At 53.3% G+C, this 17783-nt stretch carries 15 protein-coding genes and 1 tRNA gene; 6 read left to right on the top strand and 10 right to left on the bottom strand.

What is annotated here, in order from left to right; translation table 11 throughout:
* Window positions 1-3: 3 nt before the first annotated feature.
* The 6 genes from F0319_RS00280 to nagB form a co-directional block, all read right to left on the bottom strand.
* A tRNA-Met gene (locus F0319_RS00280) sits at window positions 4-80 on the bottom strand.
* Between the two features lie 226 nt (window positions 81-306).
* On the bottom strand, window positions 307-1971 hold the full coding sequence (gene asnB, locus F0319_RS00275; protein ID WP_010428626.1) for an asparagine synthase B: 1665 nt from the start codon (window positions 1969-1971) through the stop codon (window positions 307-309).
* A 249-nt stretch (window positions 1972-2220) separates the two neighbouring features.
* Window positions 2221-2973, bottom strand: coding sequence for a ribonucleotide monophosphatase NagD (nagD, locus tag F0319_RS00270; RefSeq protein ID WP_023310763.1), 753 nt, complete (start codon window positions 2971-2973; stop codon window positions 2221-2223).
* A gap of 45 nt (window positions 2974-3018) precedes the next feature.
* Entirely contained in the window at window positions 3019-4239 is a 1221-nt protein-coding gene (gene nagC, locus F0319_RS00265; protein WP_021242995.1) for a DNA-binding transcriptional regulator NagC, read from the bottom strand.
* An 8-nt stretch (window positions 4240-4247) separates the two neighbouring features.
* On the bottom strand, window positions 4248-5396 hold the full coding sequence (nagA, locus tag F0319_RS00260; RefSeq protein ID WP_149366027.1) for an N-acetylglucosamine-6-phosphate deacetylase: 1149 nt from the start codon (window positions 5394-5396) through the stop codon (window positions 4248-4250).
* A gap of 55 nt (window positions 5397-5451) precedes the next feature.
* A complete protein-coding gene (nagB, locus tag F0319_RS00255; protein WP_013097568.1) occupies window positions 5452-6252 on the bottom strand; it encodes a glucosamine-6-phosphate deaminase in 801 nt (266 codons plus the stop codon).
* Between the two features lie 328 nt (window positions 6253-6580).
* Here nagB and nagE point away from each other — a divergent pair, with 328 nt between their 5' ends.
* From nagE to chiQ, 4 genes are all read left to right on the top strand, one after another.
* Window positions 6581-8602, top strand: coding sequence for an N-acetylglucosamine-specific PTS transporter subunit IIBC (gene nagE / locus F0319_RS00250; RefSeq protein ID WP_111964384.1), 2022 nt, complete (start codon window positions 6581-6583; stop codon window positions 8600-8602).
* A 169-nt stretch (window positions 8603-8771) separates the two neighbouring features.
* Window positions 8772-10439: a glutamine--tRNA ligase gene (gene glnS, locus F0319_RS00245; protein WP_111964383.1), complete on the top strand. Its 1668-nt coding sequence runs from the start codon at window positions 8772-8774 to the stop codon at window positions 10437-10439.
* A gap of 446 nt (window positions 10440-10885) precedes the next feature.
* The gene (gene chiP, locus F0319_RS00240; RefSeq protein ID WP_032661118.1) at window positions 10886-12283 is read left to right on the top strand and encodes a chitoporin ChiP; all 1398 of its coding nucleotides are present in this window, start codon (window positions 10886-10888) and stop codon (window positions 12281-12283) included.
* A 47-nt stretch (window positions 12284-12330) separates the two neighbouring features.
* Window positions 12331-12657, top strand: coding sequence for a ChiQ/YbfN family lipoprotein (gene chiQ, locus F0319_RS00235; RefSeq protein WP_111964473.1), 327 nt, complete (start codon window positions 12331-12333; stop codon window positions 12655-12657).
* 92 nt (window positions 12658-12749) lie between these two features.
* Here chiQ and fur read toward each other — a convergent pair whose 3' ends face one another.
* The 4 genes from fur to ybfF all read right to left on the bottom strand — a co-directional run bounded on the left by fur (window position 12750) and on the right by ybfF (window position 15362).
* On the bottom strand, window positions 12750-13196 hold the full coding sequence (gene fur, locus F0319_RS00230; protein ID WP_014169146.1) for a ferric iron uptake transcriptional regulator: 447 nt from the start codon (window positions 13194-13196) through the stop codon (window positions 12750-12752).
* Between the two features lie 290 nt (window positions 13197-13486).
* Entirely contained in the window at window positions 13487-14017 is a 531-nt protein-coding gene (fldA, locus tag F0319_RS00225; protein ID WP_008501067.1) for a flavodoxin FldA, read from the bottom strand.
* 155 nt (window positions 14018-14172) lie between these two features.
* Window positions 14173-14460 (bottom strand): LexA regulated protein, encoded by a 288-nt coding sequence (gene ybfE, locus F0319_RS00220; RefSeq protein ID WP_111964381.1) that lies wholly within the window; start codon window positions 14458-14460, stop codon window positions 14173-14175.
* 128 nt (window positions 14461-14588) lie between these two features.
* Window positions 14589-15362: an esterase gene (gene ybfF, locus F0319_RS00215; protein ID WP_149366026.1), complete on the bottom strand. Its 774-nt coding sequence runs from the start codon at window positions 15360-15362 to the stop codon at window positions 14589-14591.
* Between the two features lie 183 nt (window positions 15363-15545).
* Between ybfF and seqA the strand changes: the two genes are divergently transcribed.
* Entirely contained in the window at window positions 15546-16094 is a 549-nt protein-coding gene (seqA, locus tag F0319_RS00210) for a replication initiation negative regulator SeqA (RefSeq protein WP_008501070.1), read from the top strand.
* Window positions 16095-16118: 24 nt separating this feature from the next.
* Entirely contained in the window at window positions 16119-17759 is a 1641-nt protein-coding gene (gene pgm, locus F0319_RS00205; RefSeq protein WP_111964379.1) for a phosphoglucomutase (alpha-D-glucose-1,6-bisphosphate-dependent), read from the top strand.
* Window positions 17760-17783: the final 24 nt, after the last annotated feature.

Raw genomic sequence — 17783 nt, 5'->3', positions numbered from 1 at the left:
AGATGGTGGCTACGACGGGATTCGAACCTGTGACCCCATCATTATGAGTGATGTGCTCTAACCAACTGAGCTACGTAGCCATCTTTTTTCGCGTTACCTTATCGGCGTTGCGGGGCGCATTATGCGTATAGACCCTTGCAGCGTCAACACCTTTTTCAACGAAAATAGCCGGAATGTGACTGTTTGGTTAGGTTGCGAACAGCGTGACCGAATATTCGGCAATTATTGGTTATTAATCAGATTTAGGCGGTGAAATGTGAGGCAAAAAAAACAGGCCCCTGAGGGGCCTGATTGCGATCTAGGTGATTATTTGTAGGCTGACTGATGGACGCCTACCGCGCGTCCTGATGGATCGTTCATGGATTTGAACGATTCATCCCATTCAATCGCTTTGGCAGAAGAGCAGGCGACGGAAGGGCCACCCGGTACGCACTCCGCAGCACTCGGCACCGGGAACAATTCTTCAAAAATTTCACGGTAGAGATACGCTTCTTTCGAGCCCGGCGTGTTGTACGGGAAGCGGAAGCTTGCGGTTTCCAGCTGTTGATCAGAAACCTGTTTCGCCGCGACCTCTTTCAGGGTGTCGATCCAGCTATAGCCTACACCATCGGAGAACTGCTCTTTCTGACGCCATGCGACGCTCGCCGGCAGGTAGGATTCAAAACATTCGCGCAGGATATGTTTTTCCATTTTGCCGTTGCCGCACATCTTGTCCTGCGGGTTGATGCGCATTGCCACGTCGAGGAATTTCTTATCCAGGAACGGCACGCGTGCTTCTACGCCCCACGCCGACATTGCTTTGTTGGCACGCGCGCAGTCGAACATGTGCAACGCCTGCAGCTTACGCACGGTCTCTTCATGCAGCTCTTTAGCGTTTGGCGCTTTGTGGAAGTACAGGTAGCCGCCAAACACTTCGTCAGAACCTTCACCGGAGAGCACCATCTTGATGCCCATCGCCTTGATCTTACGCGACATCAGGTACATCGGCGTTGAGGCGCGGATGGTGGTCACGTCATAGGTTTCAATGTGATAGATCACATCGCGGATCGCATCCAGACCTTCCTGCACGGTGAAATGAATTTCGTGGTGCACGGTGCCGAGGTGGTTTGCCACTTCCTGCGCGGCTTTAAGGTCAGGAGCACCTTCCAGGCCCACGGCAAAAGAGTGCAGCTGTGGCCACCAGGCTTCTGAGCGCTCCTGATCCTCCACGCGACGAGCCGCAAATTTCTTGGTGATTGCCGAGATCACGGAGGAGTCCAGGCCGCCTGAGAGCAGCACGCCGTAAGGTACGTCTGACATCAGGTGGCTTTTCACGGAATCTTCCAGGGCCTGACGCAGCTCGGCTTTGTCCGTGACGTTGTCTTTTACCGCGTCGTAGTCGAACCAGTCACGCTGGTAATACTGACGGATCTCGCCGTCTTTGCTCCACAGATAGCTGCCTGCCGGGAACTCTTTAATGGTGCGGCAGACCGGTACCAGGGCTTTCATTTCAGAGGCAACGTAGAAGTTGCCGTGCTCATCGTGACCCATGTACAGCGGGATAATACCGATATGGTCACGGCCAATCAGGTAAGCGTCTTTTTCGCTGTCGTACAGGGCAAAGGCAAACATGCCCTGCAGGTCGTCCAGGAACTCGGGACCTTTCTCCTGATACAGCGCCAGGATCACTTCACAGTCAGAGCCGGTCTGGAATGCGTAGCGGTCGCCGTATTCGGCGCGCAGTGCCTGGTGGTTATAGATCTCACCGTTGACAGCCAGCGCGTGCGTTTTTTTCTCGTTATACAGCGGCTGTGCACCGGCGTTGACGTCAACAATAGACAGACGTTCGTGAGCCAGAATTGCTTTGTCACTGGCGTAAACGCCTGACCAGTCCGGGCCGCGATGGCGCATCAGGCGGGACAGTTCGAGTGCCTTTTTACGCAGTTCGCCCGCGTCAGTTTTAATATCCAGTACGCCAAAAATTGAACACATAACCTTCTCCGTTAACCCTGTTGCTTTGTAATGTTGCTTGCTTATGAAAATGCCGCAAAGGGGCAGGGCGCGCAAGCGTTTTACGGGTGAAAACGGAAATAGTGCAATAGTGATTGCGGAATAGTGAAAAAAGAGTACGCCATGAGTTCTTTTATTGATGATTATGCAATGAAATGTGCTTTTTGTTAGATGGAGTTTTATTTGTGTAGGCCATAAATGAAAAACCACGCCCTGAGGCGTGGTTCGGTATCAGATGATGTCAATTTCATCGACGGAGGGGTAAATCCAGCTCGGCCGGAACGGCATCGAATCAATGTCATCAAGTTGAGAGACGCCGGACAGGACCAGAATCGTCTCCAGACCCGCCTGGAAACCGGCCAGAATATCGGTGCGCAGGTTGTCGCCGACAATAACGGTTTCTTCAGAGTGGGCCTGCATCTTGTTGAGCGCGGCACGAATGATCCACGGGCTCGGTTTACCGACTACGAACGGCTGACGCCCTGAGATTTTCTCGATACCGGCGCAGAGCGCGCCGCAGGCCGGATAAAAACCACGGCCATGCGTATCCGGGTTGGTGGCGATAAAGCGTGCACCGCTGGCGACAAAGTATGCTGCTTTATGCATCATCTCCCAGTTAAAGGAACGCGTCTCGCCGACAATCACAAAGTCCGGGTTCACGTCAGTGATGGTAAAGCCTGCTTTGTAGAGCTCGTGTATCAGCGCACCTTCACCCACCACGTAGGCTTTCTTTCCTTCCTGACGCTTCAGAAAATCCGCCGTGGCCATCGCCGAGGTATAAAACACGCTGTCCGGGACGTCGACGCCTGCGGTGGCAAAGCGGTTTGCCAGATCCTGACCGGTTTGAGAAGGGTAGTTCGTGAGCAGAACCAGTGGCATTCCTTTGTCGATGATACGGTGAAGAAACTCCGCAGCACCCGGCACGGCAACGTTGTCGTGCATCAGCACGCCGTCGATATCACAAATTACGTTCTTAATGGTCATGGATATTCCGACATCAAAAAAAGAAGGCGTTACTATAAGGTTCGATCAGCTTTCCAGCAAATGCTGGAGCAGAATTCCGTTGAGCATGGCGCGTTTGACCAGCGCGAACGCGCCAATCGCCGAGCGATGGTCAAGCTTTGAACGAACCACCGGAAGATTCTGGCGGAATGCTTTCAGCGCCTGGGTGTTAATACAGCCTTCAATCGCAGGGAGCAGAACCTTCTCCGCTTCCACAATTTCACCGGCGATCACCACTTTTTGTGGGTTAAACAGGTTAATGGCGATGGCGATGGTTTTCCCCAGATGACGTCCAACCTGCTCGATCACTTCGCAGGCCAGCGCGTCGCCTTTATTAGCGGCTTTGCAGATGGTGCCTATCTTGCAGTCGTCCAGCGTGACGCGGCTTTGATAACCCTGTTCAAGCAGATGGCGAACGCGCTGCTCGATGGCCGTGTTGGCGGCGATGGTTTCAAGGCAGCCAAAGTTGCCGCAGTGGCAGCGCTCCCCGAGAGGTTCAACCTGAATGTGGCCGATCTCTCCGACGTTACCGTTGCGCCCAATAAAAATCCGGCCGTTAGAGATAATGCCTGCACCCGTACCGCGGTGGACGCGCACCAGAATAGAGTCTTCACAGTCCTGGCTCGCACCAAAGTAGTGCTCTGCCAGCGCCAGAGAGCGGATGTCGTGACCCACAAAGCAGGTCACTTTAAAACGCTTTTCCAGCGCGTCGACCAGCCCCCAGTTTTCAACCTGAATGTGCGGCATATAGCGGATCACGCCGCTTTCCGGGTCGACCAGGCCGGGCAGGATCACGGAGATGGCAATGAGTTCGCGGATCTTGCGCTGACAGCTCTCAATAAACTGCGCGATGGTATTGAGCAACGCATGTTCCAGCGTCTCCTGGGTGCGTTCCGGAAGAGGGTAGTGTTCTTCCGCAATGGCTTTACTGCTCAGATCGTACAGCGTGAGGGTGGTATCATGGCGCCCCAGACGGACGCCAATTGCCTGAAAATTGCGGGTTTCGGTAATAATAGAGATGGCGCGGCGGCCCCCGGTGGAGGCCTGCTGATCGACTTCTTTGATCAGACCGCGCTCAATGAGCTGGCGGGTAATTTTTGTCACGCTGGCGGGAGCAAGCTGGCTTTGTTCGGCTATCTGAATCCGCGAGATGGGGCCGTGCTGGTCAATCAGGCGGTATACCGCCGCACTGTTAAGTTGTTTAACGAGATCGACATTACCGATTTGAGCTTGTCCGCCAGGTGTCATACTTTTACTTACTCAGTGACGACCTCGTTACCATTAACGATGGTCTTAATAATTTTATAATCGTGTGTGAATGCCGTCAGGTTTGCAACCATACCTGGTGCAATTCCGCCGAGCTGTTTATCCACGCCCATTGCGCGAGCCGGATACAGGGTTGCCATGCGCAGGACTTCATCAAGCGCAATCCCGCAATGTTCTACCAGGTTACGCACCCCTTCAATCATGGTCAAAGAGGAACCGCTCAGCGTACCGTTTTCATCCACACACAGTCCATTGCGGTAGTATATTGTTTTACCGGCAAAAATGAACTGCTCAATATTTGCACCTGCCGGTGCGGTGGCATCCGTCACCAGACAAAGCTTGTCACCTTTCAGCCGCTTAGCGTTGCGAATGTTGGTGTAATCGACGTGTAAGCCGTCAGCAATAATGCCGCAGTAGACGTCTGGCTCATCCAGAATCGCCCCGACCAGACCCGGTTCACGGCCTGTGATATACGGCATGGCGTTGTAAAGGTGAGTTGCGAAAGTAATTCCCGCGCGGAAACCGGCTTTCGCTTCTTTCAGCGTTGCGTTTGAGTGGCCTGCTGAAACGATAATCCCGGCGGCGGCCAGCTTGCTGATGACATCCGTACCCGTCATTTCAGGCGCCAGCGTCACTTTGGTGATCACATCGGCGTTGGCACACATGTAGTCAACCAGCTCTGCATCAGGTTTACGCACGTAGTCCGGGTTATGCGTTCCTTTCTTGACCATATTCAGCCATGGCCCTTCAAGGTGCAGACCCAGCGCCTGGTTAGGATGTTTGGCCAGGTATTCTCGCATCACGCGGATACCCTGCTTCATAAGGTCATCACTGCTGGTGATGAGCGTTGGCAGATAGCTGGTGCAGCCCGATTTCTCGTTGGCTTTCTGCATGATCTCCAGCGTTTCTACCGTCACCGCATCCGCGGTGTCATTGAATTGCACACCGCCGCAGCCGTTGAGCTGCACGTCGATGAAACCGGGGGAGATTACTGCTCCATTGAGTGAGCGCTGTTCAATCTCCGGCGGCAGTTCTGCCAGCGGGCAAACACGTTCAATCAGGCCATTAGCGATAACAATCGCATGGTCATCCAGAATTTCATGGCCGGTATAAATCCGACCGTGGGTTAAAGCGTACATAACTACCCCCGGTTAAAAAAAGCGGCCGCCTCTTGATGAAGAGGCGGTTATTCAATTACAGACCTTTGATGTTCTCAGCTTCTAACTCGTTGAAGTACTTCAGCGTTTTAACCTTCAGCTCCATCGTGGACGGCTCGTCGCAGACGATGACTGATTTCGGATGCAGCTGCAGGCAGCTTATGGTCCACATATGGTTTACGTTGCCTTCAACGGCAGCCTGGAGCGCCTGGGCTTTCACGCTGCCCAGCACCAGAATCATCACTTCTTCAGCATCCAGCAGGGTGCCTACGCCTACGGTCAGGGCGTATTTTGGAACCTGGTTAACATCGCCGTCAAAGAAGCGGGAGTTTGCCACGCGCGTGTCATGGGTCAGCGTTTTAATACGGGTGCGGGAAGCCAGAGATGACGCCGGTTCGTTAAACGCGATGTGACCATCATTACCTACACCACCCATAAACAGGTGGATCTTACCGTAAGAACGGATTTTTTCTTCATACTGACGGCATTCTGCGTCAATATCAGGCGCGTTTCCATTCAGCAGGTTAATATTTTCAGCTGGAATATCAACGTGATCAAAGAAATTACGGTGCATAAAGCTATGGTAGCTTTCCGGGTGATCTTTCGGTAAGCCAACGTATTCATCCATGTTGAATGTCACAACATGCTTGAAGCTAACCTGGCCTGCTTTATGCATCTCAACCAGCGCCTTGTAGGCAGTCAGCGGTGTGCCGCCTGTCGGAAGTCCAAGAACGAAAGGACGATCGGCAGTTGGTTTAAAGGCGTTGATACGGTTAACGATATGGCGAGCGGCCCATTTACCAACTTGTTCAGCAGTTGCCAGGGGAATCAGTCTCATTGTTCACCTCAAGAGTTAAAGTAGAAGAGTGGGCGGATAGCTATCGGAACCTGATACTTAAGCGTAACCTGGAAACTTTCAGGCCGGATCAATCCGTCTTGATTTTTTGAATGATAAAATAAGTTTTCACTGTTAGCCAGTGTAAGGGAGGGTTAATAACGATATTTGGTGACAAAAATCACAAAAAGTACGCGTTTAATTTGCGATACGAATTAATTTTTCACACACTCACAATGCCAGTGAAGCATCAACTGTATCTATAGTTCGTGACACAATAAAAAACAGAGCTGAGAACATGCCTTAAACGGGGTCTCATAGGGGGAAGAAAGTGAGTATTCTAGGTTATTTACAAAAGGTTGGCCGCGCACTTATGGTGCCGGTCGCCACGCTGCCTGCCGCAGCCATCCTGATGGGTGTCGGCTACTGGATCGACCCCAACGGCTGGGGTAATACCAGCGCGCTGGCGGCGTTCTTTATCAAGTCAGGTTCCGCCATTATCGACAATATGTCCGTGTTGTTCGCGATTGGTGTGGCTTACGGTATGTCCAAAGACAAAGACGGTGCCGCTGCGCTGACCGGTTTTGTCGGTTTCCTCGTCTTAACCACTCTCTGCTCACCTGCAGCAGTGGCCATGATCCAAAAAATTCCGGCGGACCAGGTTCCGGCGGCATTCGGTAAGATCAGCAACCAGTTTGTCGGTATCCTTGTGGGTATCATCTCTGCCGAACTGTATAACCGCTTCAGCAGCGTAGAGCTGCCAAAAGCGCTCTCCTTCTTTAGCGGCCGCCGTCTGGTCCCTATCCTGACCTCGTTTGTGATGATCGTTGTCGCGTTCATCATGATGTACGTCTGGCCGATGATTTTCGACGGTCTGGTGAACTTCGGTGAGCACATCCAGAAACTGGGTTCTGTCGGTGCGGGCGTGTACGCGTTCTTCAACCGTCTGCTGATCCCGGTTGGTCTGCACCACGCGCTGAACTCCGTGTTCTGGTTCGACGTTGCCGGTATTAACGATATCCCTAACTTCCTGGGTGGTGCACAGTCCATCGAAGCAGGTAAAGCGGTTGTCGGTATCACCGGTCGTTACCAGGCGGGCTTCTTCCCGATCATGATGTTTGGTCTGCCGGGTGCTGCGCTGGCTATCTACCACTGCGCGCGTCCAGAGAATAAAGCGAAAGTGCTGGGTATCATGATGGCGGGCGCGTTCGCGGCCTTCTTCACCGGTATCACCGAGCCGCTGGAGTTCTCCTTCATGTTCGTGGCGCCGGTTCTGTATGTGATCCACGCCGTGCTGACCGGTATCTCCGTGTTCATCGCTGCCAGCATGCAGTGGATTGCCGGTTTCGGCTTCAGCGCCGGTCTGGTGGATATGGTGCTTTCGTCCCGTAACCCGCTGGCGACCCACTGGTGGATGCTGATCCCGCAAGGTCTGGTGTTCTTCGCGATCTACTACGTAGTGTTCCGTTTCACTATCACCAAATTTAACCTCATGACACCGGGTCGTGAACTGGCCGTGGCCGGTAGCGAAGCGGATGGTCAGGATGTGAACGTGAGCGGTGCTCAGGACCAGGACGTTTCAGGTCTGGCGCGTCAGTACATCGCCGCAGTAGGCGGTTCTGACAACCTGACCGGTATCGATGCCTGTATCACTCGCCTGCGTCTGAACGTCAAAGACTCTTCCCTGGTGAACGAAGCGCTGGCCAAACGTCTGGGCGCGTCCGGTGTTATCCGCCTGAACAAAACCAGCGTGCAGATTATCGTTGGCTTTGTGGCAGAGAAAATTGCTAATGCCATGAAAACTACCGGCCCGGTAGCCGCAGCAGAAGCTTCTGTCGCACCTGCCGCCGCGCCAGCGGCTGCAAAACCGCAGGCGGTACCCAACGCCAAAACGATAGCCGCGCTGGTTTCACCGGTAACCGGTGAAGTCGTTGCGATTGAGCAGGTGCCTGACGAAGCCTTCGCCAGCAAAGCGGTCGGTGACGGTGTGGCGGTGAAACCAACGGACAAAACCGTTGTGTCTCCGGCTGCCGGTACCATCGTGAAAATCTTCAACACCAACCATGCGTTCTGCCTCGAAACCGAAAATGGCGCGGAGATCGTTGTCCATATGGGTATCGATACCGTTGCGCTGAACGGCCAGGGCTTTACTCGTCTGGTGGAAGAGGGCGCTGAAGTGGTGGCTGGGCAGCCGATTCTGGAAATGGATCTGGACTTCCTGAACGCCAACGCGCGCTCCATGATAAGTCCGGTCGTTTGCAGCAACATCGACGACTTCAGCGGCCTGGTCATTCAGGCGAAAGGTCAGGTTGTTGCGGGTCAAACACCGCTGTACGAGATTAAAGGCAAGTAATCGCTCCTGAGTAGAGTCATGCCTTAAGCGGCGGGGGAGATCCTCCGCCGCTTTTTTTTGCAGCAAATGCCCCCATTATTTTCTTCAGAGACGTTTTAAGGGTTGTCACTACGTCCGGCTTATAAGATCATATGCCGTTATACGTTGTTTACGCTTTGAGGAATCCACGATGAGTGAGGCTGAAGCCCGCCCGAGTAACTTTATTCGTCAGATCATCGATGAAGATCTGGCCAGTGGTAAGCACACCACAATTCATACCCGCTTTCCGCCGGAGCCGAACGGCTACCTGCATATCGGGCATGCGAAGTCCATCTGCCTGAACTTTGGCATTGCGCAAGACTACCAGGGACAGTGCAACCTGCGTTTCGATGACACCAACCCAGTAAAAGAAGACATCGAATACGTTGAGTCCATTAAGAACGACGTGCAATGGCTGGGCTTCAACTGGTCTGGCGATATCTGCTACTCCTCTGACTATTTTGATCAGCTGTACGCCTATGCGGTAGAGCTTATCAACAAGGGTCTGGCGTATGTCGACGAGCTGTCTGCTGACGAGATCCGTGAGTATCGCGGTACGCTGACCGCACCGGGCAAAAACAGCCCGTTCCGCGACCGCAGCGTGGAAGAGAACCTGGCGCTGTTTGAAAAAATGCGTGCCGGTGGCTTCGAAGAAGGCAAAGCGTGCCTGCGTGCCAAAATCGACATGGCGTCTCCGTTCATCGTGATGCGCGATCCGGTGCTGTACCGCATTAAGTTTGCGGAACACCACCAGACCGGCAACAAGTGGTGCATCTACCCGATGTACGACTTTACCCACTGCATCAGCGATGCGCTGGAAGGCATTACGCACTCCCTGTGTACGCTGGAGTTCCAGGACAACCGTCGTCTGTACGACTGGGTTCTGGATAACATCACCATTCCTGTGCATCCGCGCCAGTACGAGTTCTCTCGCCTGAACCTGGAATACACCGTGATGTCCAAGCGTAAGCTGAACCTGCTGGTGACCGACAAGCACGTTGAGGGCTGGGATGATCCACGTATGCCTACCATTTCTGGTCTGCGTCGTCGTGGTTACACTGCCGCCTCTATTCGTGAGTTCTGCAAACGTATCGGCGTGACCAAGCAGGACAACACCATCGAGATGGCGTCCCTTGAATCATGCATTCGCGAAGATCTCAACGAAAACGCTCCGCGCGCGATGGCGGTTATCGATCCGGTGAAACTGGTTATCGAAAATTATCCGCAGGGTGAAAGCGAGCTGGTCGCCATGCCTAACCATCCGAACAAACCGGAAATGGGAAGCCGTGACGTGCCGTTCAGCGGCGAGATCTGGATTGACCGCGCTGACTTCCGCGAAGAAGCCAACAAACAGTACAAGCGTCTGGTGCTGGGTAAAGAAGTGCGTCTGCGTAATGCCTACGTCATCAAAGCCGAGCGCGTAGAGAAAGATGCAGAAGGGAATATCACCACCATCTTCTGTTCTTATGATGCTGAAACGCTGAGCAAAGATCCTGCGGATGGCCGCAAGGTGAAAGGCGTTATCCACTGGGTGAGCGCATCCCACGCGCTGCCGGTAGAAATTCGTCTGTACGATCGTCTGTTCAGCGTGCCTAACCCTGGTGCTGCGGAAGACTTCCTGGCGACCATCAACCCGGAATCTCTGGTGATCAAGCAGGGTTATGCGGAGCCTTCTCTGAAAAACGCTGAAGCAGGCAAAGCGTTCCAGTTCGAACGTGAAGGTTACTTCTGCCTGGACAGCCGTCACAGCACGGCAGAAAAACCGGTATTTAACCGTACCGTAGGTCTGCGTGATACCTGGACGAAGATCGGCGAATAATATTGCTGGTCTGGTCAATGAGAGACAAACGCCGCACTATGCGGCGTTTTTTTATTTAACGATCAGGGTATTAAGCCAGGGCCTAAAAAGGTGTGATAAAAATATCAGGTCAATGAGGCGCTACTTATTTTTCAAAAAAAAGTTTGTGTCATTAGGAAAAACAAAAAGGTTATAAGAAAGGGAAGATGTTTCTCGTCTAGCCACTGAAATACTTGAAAATTCCCCGCCATTCCTCGCCTCCCTGCAAATGTTACAAAGCACTACTAATTATGTGCACTTCGTCATAATCCTGACTTTTGTCCGCTAAAAAGCATTGATAATTCGCGTCGCGAAAAATAACCTAACGACGGTAGTTAATTCGAGGGTATTTAAAACTACCCCTGACCATTTGGTCTTTTTTATTTACGCCGTTTCAGGCGTTTTAATTCGTCAAAGAGGAATAATCTATGCGTACGTTCAGTGGCAAACGTAGTGCGCTGGCGCTGGCTATTGCCGGTGTGACAGCAATGTCGGGCCTGGTGGTGACACCAGAGGCGAAAGCGGCGGGCTTCATCGACGATTCTACCCTCACGGGCGGTATCTATTACTGGCAGCGTGAACGTGACCGTAAAGACGTCACCGAAGACAAATACAAAACCAACCTTTCTCATTCCACCTGGAACGCCAACCTGGACTTCCAGTCAGGCTATGCCGCGGATATGTTCGGTCTGGATATTGCTGCGTTTACCGCGATTGAAATGGCGGAAAACGGCGACAGCGCCCACCCGAACGAAATTGCCTTCTCCTCCAGCAATAAAGCGTATAAAGAAGACTGGTCCGGGGATAAGAGCGGCATCAGCCTTTACAAAGCCGCTGCAAAATTTAAATACGGTCCGGTATGGGCGCGCGGTGGTTATATTCAGCCAACTGGCCAGACCCTGTTAGCACCGCACTGGAGTTTTATGCCGGGTACCTATCAGGGTGCGGAAGCCGGGGCGAACTTTGACTACGGTGATGCGGGTGCGTTGAGCTTCTCCTATATGTGGACCAACGAGTACAAAGCACCCTGGCACATCGAGATGGACAAGTTCTACCAGAACGATAAGAAAACCAAAGTCGATTATCTCCACTCGCTGGGGGCGAAATACGACTTCAAAAACGATCTGGTTCTCGAAGCAGCATTTGGCCAGGCGCAAGGGTATATCGATCAGTACTTTGCCAAGGCCAGCTATAAGTTTGATGTCGCGGGTAGCCCGCTGAGTACCAGCTATCAGTTCTACGGTACGCGCGACAAAGTCAGCAACGGTGGCGTCAATGACATTTATGATGGCACCGCGTGGCTGCAGGCGCTAACCTTCGGCTATAAGGTCGGTCAGGTTGATTTACGTCTGGAAGGAACATGGGTGAAGGCGGAAGGGCAGCAGGGCTACTTCCTGCAGCGTATGACCCCGACCTATGCCTCATCCAACGGTCGTCTTGATATCTGGTGGGATAACCGCTCAGACTTCAACGCCGACGGCGAGAAAGCGGTCTTCTTCGGCGCAATGTACGACCTGAAAAACTGGAACCTGCCTGGCTGGGCGGTGGGCGCTTCTTACGCTTACGCCTGGGATGCAAAACCAGCCGATATGGCAACTCCGGACGCATACTACGATCCCAACTATCGCCTGAAAGAGTCTTCCTACAGCCTCGATGCTATCTATACCCTGCAGGATGGCCGCGCGAAAGGCACAATGTTCAAACTGCACTTCACTCAGTATGACAACCACTCCGATATCCCGAGCTACGCGGGCGGTTACGGCAACATCTTCCAGGATGAACGTGACGTGAAATTCATGGTTATCGCACCGTTCACTATCTTCTGATGAATCTTCCGGCGGGTTAGATCCCGCCGGACCGGAGACTGCATATGATGAAAAAAATCGTAATCGTCGCGTTGCTGGCATCAGGGCTGGTGGCGTGTGCTCAGAGTGAGGCACCGAAAGAAGATTCCCGGCTGAAGGAGGCCTATAGCGCCTGTATTAATACAGCAGAAGGATCGCCGGAGAAAATTGAAGCCTGTCAGAGCGTTTTGAACGTGCTGAAGAAAGAGAAAGCGCATGAGCAGTTTGCGACGCGGGAGAATGTCCGCGTGATGGATTACCAGGCCTGTATCCAGGCGCGTAAAACCGGTAACGATCAGGAAGTGACCAAGCGTTGCGATAAGATCTGGAACGAGATACGCAACAATAATAAATAAGTTGCTTTACGCCCGGTGGCGCTGCGCTTACCGGGCTTTTTTCTGGCAAAAAAAAGCCAACCTTTCGGCTGGCTCAGAGTATGAACACTTGATTATTTTGCGTCGTGCGCGTGGTCATCTTCGCGGCAGTCGCCTTCAGCACAGTGACCGTAAAGATACAGGCTGTGGTTGGTCAGGCGGATACCGTGACGCGCGGCGATTTCACGCTGGCGCGCTTCGATGGAATCATCGCTGAATTCAATGACCTTGCCGCAGTCGAGGCAGATCAGATGATCGTGGTGCTGCTGCTGGGTCAGTTCGAAAACAGATTTACCGCCTTCGAAATTATGACGGGTGACAATGCCCGCGTCATCAAACTGGTTCAGCACGCGATAGACGGTAGCCAGCCCAATCTCTTCACCCATGTCGATAAGACGTTTATAAAGGTCTTCCGCACTGACATGGTGATTGTCTGGACCCTGAAGCACTTCGAGGATTTTTAACCGAGGAAGCGTAACTTTCAGGCCAGCCTTCTTTAATGCGGTATTGTTGTCAGTCATGCGGAATCTGTCCTGTTGCTAAACGATTCACTTCTGTAGGAAGTGACAGAAAATGCACCTGGGATAATGCGTCTCATTATAGAACTGCCATGGCTAAATGAAAACTGCAAGTCTCAGGCAAAATATGCTTATAAAAATGGGGTATCACCAACAAACTTGCTCTATGGAAAACCACATTTTATCAGGGAGACATTGTACAGGTCTGGGCGAAAAAGTTAAAAGATTGTAGCGATTAATTTAATCGGTTTGACCTGGGGCATGGGCGCAACCGCAGTTGCGCCGCGATAAAATCAGGCGTTCAGAATATCATCAAGGTGCAGTTCTTCACGGATCTGCTTCACCCACTTCTCAACGCGCTCGGCGGTCAGTTCTGGCTGACGGTCTTCGTCGATGGCCAGACCCACGAAATGATCGTCATCGGCCAGGCCTTTAGACGCTTCGAAGTGGTAACCAGCGGTCGGCCAGTGGCCTACGATAACCGCGCCATTCGGCTCAATGATGTCGCGGATGGTACCCAGCGCGTCACAGAAATACTCAGCGTAGTCTTCCTGGTCACCGCAGCCAAACAGGGCAACCAGCTTACCGTTGAAGTCCACTTCTTCCAGCGTCGGGAAGAAATCATCCCAGTCGCATTGGGCTTCACCGTAGTACCAGGTTGGGATACCCAGCAGCAGAATGTCATAGCCTTCCAGATCTTCTTTGCTGCTCTTGGCAATGTCATGCACATCAGCAACGTCTTTACCGAGCTGTTTTTGAATGTTTTTTGCGATATTTTCGGTATTGCCGGTATCACTGCCAAAGAAAATGCCGATGATTGCCATGAGTAAAATAACCTCTTGAAACTTAATAGTATGGTGGCGCAATTCGGCCACGGATAAGGGCAATAATAGCAGAACTGGCAACCCTGCGGAAACAGCTATCGCGCAGGACTGCACTCTGTGCTACATGAAAAGGGTAATAAAGGGGATTTTCAGACTTATGCCTGGCTGCGTAACGCCTCAAGCTGGGCGATTAACATCTCTTCAATGAGCTCGCTTCGGCTGATATTTCGCGCGTCAGCCAGCTCGTTCAGCGCATCGACGGCGTCGGCGTTAAGCTTCAGTTCGACACGCTTAAGCCCGCGATTTTTATCGCGTTTAAGCTGATTGCGTTTATTGATACGCAGCTGTTCATCGCGCGAAAGCGGATTCGTCTTCGGTCGTCCCGGGCGACGCTCATTCGCGAACAGATCTAGTGTCGTACGGTCCGTTTGTTCTTTGGCCATGATTCTGAGACTTCGGGGGAAACACGCCGCCCTGCTAATGCCCGGGCGATAAGCGCGCCATCATACATCACCAAAAACGGCACGCCAACGACTGGAAGCCCGCAGCCTTCCAGTCGCTTTCTTTTTAATCAATTTGTCGTATCAGCGAGATAGCGGCGAATGGCGCGCAGCACGGCATCGGGTTTTTCTGCGTGCACCCAGTGTCCGGCACCGGCAATCACGTGGGCGCGAGCCTGCGGGAATTGGGCCAGCAGCGTGTCGCGGTACGCGTCGGTAACGTAAGGAGAGTTACCGCCGCGAATAAAGAGGGTAGGGTGCGGCCAGGCGGGGACGGTTTCCCAGCCCACGATGTTGTTGTACTGGTTCCATAGCACCGGCACGTTAAAACGCCATTGGCCGTCAACAAACGACTTCAGCAGGAACTGGACTACGCCTTCTTCATCAAGATGCTCACGCATGACGGCAGCCGCCTGTTGGCGAGTCGCGACGCCCGCTTCGGTGACCGCATTGATGGCGGCAAAAATTTCGTCGTGGCGGCGGACGTCGTAATCCACGGGCGCAACATCAATTACAACCAGGCCGTTAATACGCTCCGGGGCCAGTGCCGTCAGGGCCATCACCGCTTTGCCACCCATTGAATGCCCGATGAGGGTCACCTTTTGCAGGTCGTTGGCATCCAGCGTATCCAGCAGATCCTGCGCCATTGCCGCGTAGGTCATCTCGTCGGAACGGCCGGAAAGACCGTGATTGCGCATATCGACCTGTAAAACATCTTGGTCGGTAACCAGATCGCGCGCCAGCACGCCCAGGTTATCCAGGCTGCCAAAAAGCCCGTGAACCAGTACGATGGGAGAATTATTGTTCGGCGATTGTGCAGTTTGCGCTCGGGTATTCAATTTCATGGCAAAGTTCTTTTTTTACGTATGTCAGGTTAGGGTATCATGTTGACCATTCTGCCGCCCGGCTGCAAGGTTCCAGTTTAATCTGACTTTTGCCGCCAACCTGGTTTGACGCTATCCGCTGTTGGGATTTGACCTTATAATCCCAATGACTTGTATTCAGATAAGATATCGCACTGGATTAAGATGAAAACAATCGAAGTTGATGACGAACTCTATCAGTATATTGCCAGCCAGACGCGGCATATCGGGGAGAGCGCGTCCGACATTTTACGGCGCATGCTTAAAATTTCCGCCGCTTCACAGCCTGCTACCCCAGTCACCAAAGATGTCGTGTCTCAGCCAAGCGTTGTTGCACAAGCAAAACCTGCCGTGACGCCGGCAAAAGATAAAGTGCGTGCGATGCGCGAGCTGCTGCTCTCCGATGAATACGCGGAGCAGAAAAAGGCGGTTAACCGCTTTATGCTGGTGCTGTCTACACTTTACTCACTGGATAACAAAGCGTTTGCTGAAGCGACCGAGTCGCTGCACGGTCGTACTCGCGTCTATTTCGCGGGCGACGAGCAAACGCTGCTGCAAAATGGCAATCAAACCAAACCCAAACATGTTCCTGGCACCCCATACTGGGTGATCACCAATACCAATACGGGCCGTAAGTGCAGCATGATTGAACACATCATGCAGTCCATGCAGTTCCCGGCGGAATTGATTGAAAAGGTTTGCGGTACAATTTAACCCTTGCATCAGAAGGACCCGGTAATGGCAAATCACAGCCGTGCAGGCCAACCTGCACAACAAAGCGATTTGATTAACGTCGCTCAGCTGACCGCGCAGTATTACGTGCTGAAGCCGGTCGTGGGCAACGCAGAACACGCAGTGAAGTTTGGTACATCTGGTCACCGCGGCAGCGCGGCGCGCCACAGCTTTAACGAACCGCACATTCTGGCCATTGCTCAGGCCATTGCGGAAGAGCGCGCTAAAAACGGCGTTACCGGTCCGTGCTACGTGGGGAAAGATACCCATGCCCTGTCTGAACCGGCGTTCATCTCTGTTGTGGAAGTGCTGGCGGCAAACGGCGTTGATGTGATTGTTCAGGAGAACAACGGCTTCACCCCAACGCCTGCGGTCTCTAACGCCATCCTGGTGCACAACAAAAAAGGTGGTGCGCTGGCTGACGGTATCGTCATCACGCCATCCCACAACCCGCCGGAAGACGGTGGTATCAAATATAACCCGCCTAACGGTGGCCCGGCAGATACCAACGTCACCAAAGTGGTGGAGGATCGCGCGAACGCGCTGCTGGCTGATGACCTGAAAGGCGTGAAGCGTATCTCTCTGGATGCGGCCATGGCGTCCGGTCACGTGAAAGAGCTGGATCTGGTTCAGCCGTTCGTGGAAGGCCTGGCGGATATCGTCGATATGGCGGCCATCCAGAAAGCCGGCCTCAAGCTGGGCGTGGATCCGCTGGGCGGCTCCGGTATCGAATACTGGAAACGTATCGCCGAGCACTACAAGCTGGATCTGACCATCGTGAACGATCACGTCGATCAGACCTTCCGCTTTATGCACCTGGACAAAGACGGCGCGATCCGCATGGACTGCTCCTCCGAGTGCGCGATGGCGGGCCTGCTGGCGCTGCGTGATAAATTTGATCTGGCGTTTGCTAACGACCCGGATTACGACCGCCACGGTATCGTCACCCCTGCCGGGCTGATGAACCCGAACCACTATCTGGCAGTCGCGATTAACTACCTGTTCCAGCACCGTCCGCAGTGGGGCAAAGAGGTGGCCGTCGGTAAAACGCTGGTTTCCTCCGCGATGATCGACCGCGTGGTTGAGGCGCTGGGCCGCAAGCTGGTGGAAGTGCCGGTGGGCTTCAAATGGTTTGTTGACGGTCTGCACGACGGCAGCTTCGGCTTCGGCGGTGAAGAGAGTGCGGGCGCATCTTTCCTGCGTTTCGACGGCACGCCATGGTCAACCGATAAAGACGGCATCATCATGTGCCTGCTGGCGGCGGAAATCACCGCGGTCACCGGTAAGAACCCGCAGGAACATTACAACGAGCTGGCGGCACGCTTTGGTGCACCAAGCTATAACCGTATTCAGGCCAGCGCGACGTCAGCCCAGAAAGCGGCCCTCTCCAAACTCTCACCGGAGATGGTCAGCGCAAGCACCCTGGCGGGCGACCCGATCACCGCACGTCTGACGGCGGCACCGGGTAACGGCGCCTCCATTGGTGGACTGAAAGTGATGACTGAAAACGGCTGGTTCGCCGCTCGCCCATCCGGCACGGAAGATGCGTATAAAATCTATTGCGAAAGCTTCCTCGGCGCTGAGCATCGTCAGCAGATTGAGAAAGAAGCGGTAGAGATTGTCAGCGAAGTGCTGAAAAACGCGTAAGTGCGGTTTGGGTGCGGACTGATG

The organism is Enterobacter vonholyi (assembly GCF_008364555.1).
Lineage (GTDB): Bacteria > Pseudomonadota > Gammaproteobacteria > Enterobacterales > Enterobacteriaceae > Enterobacter > Enterobacter vonholyi.
The sequence above is the reverse complement of the archived record's forward strand: the minus strand, read 5'-3'. Positions and strand labels throughout refer to the sequence as shown.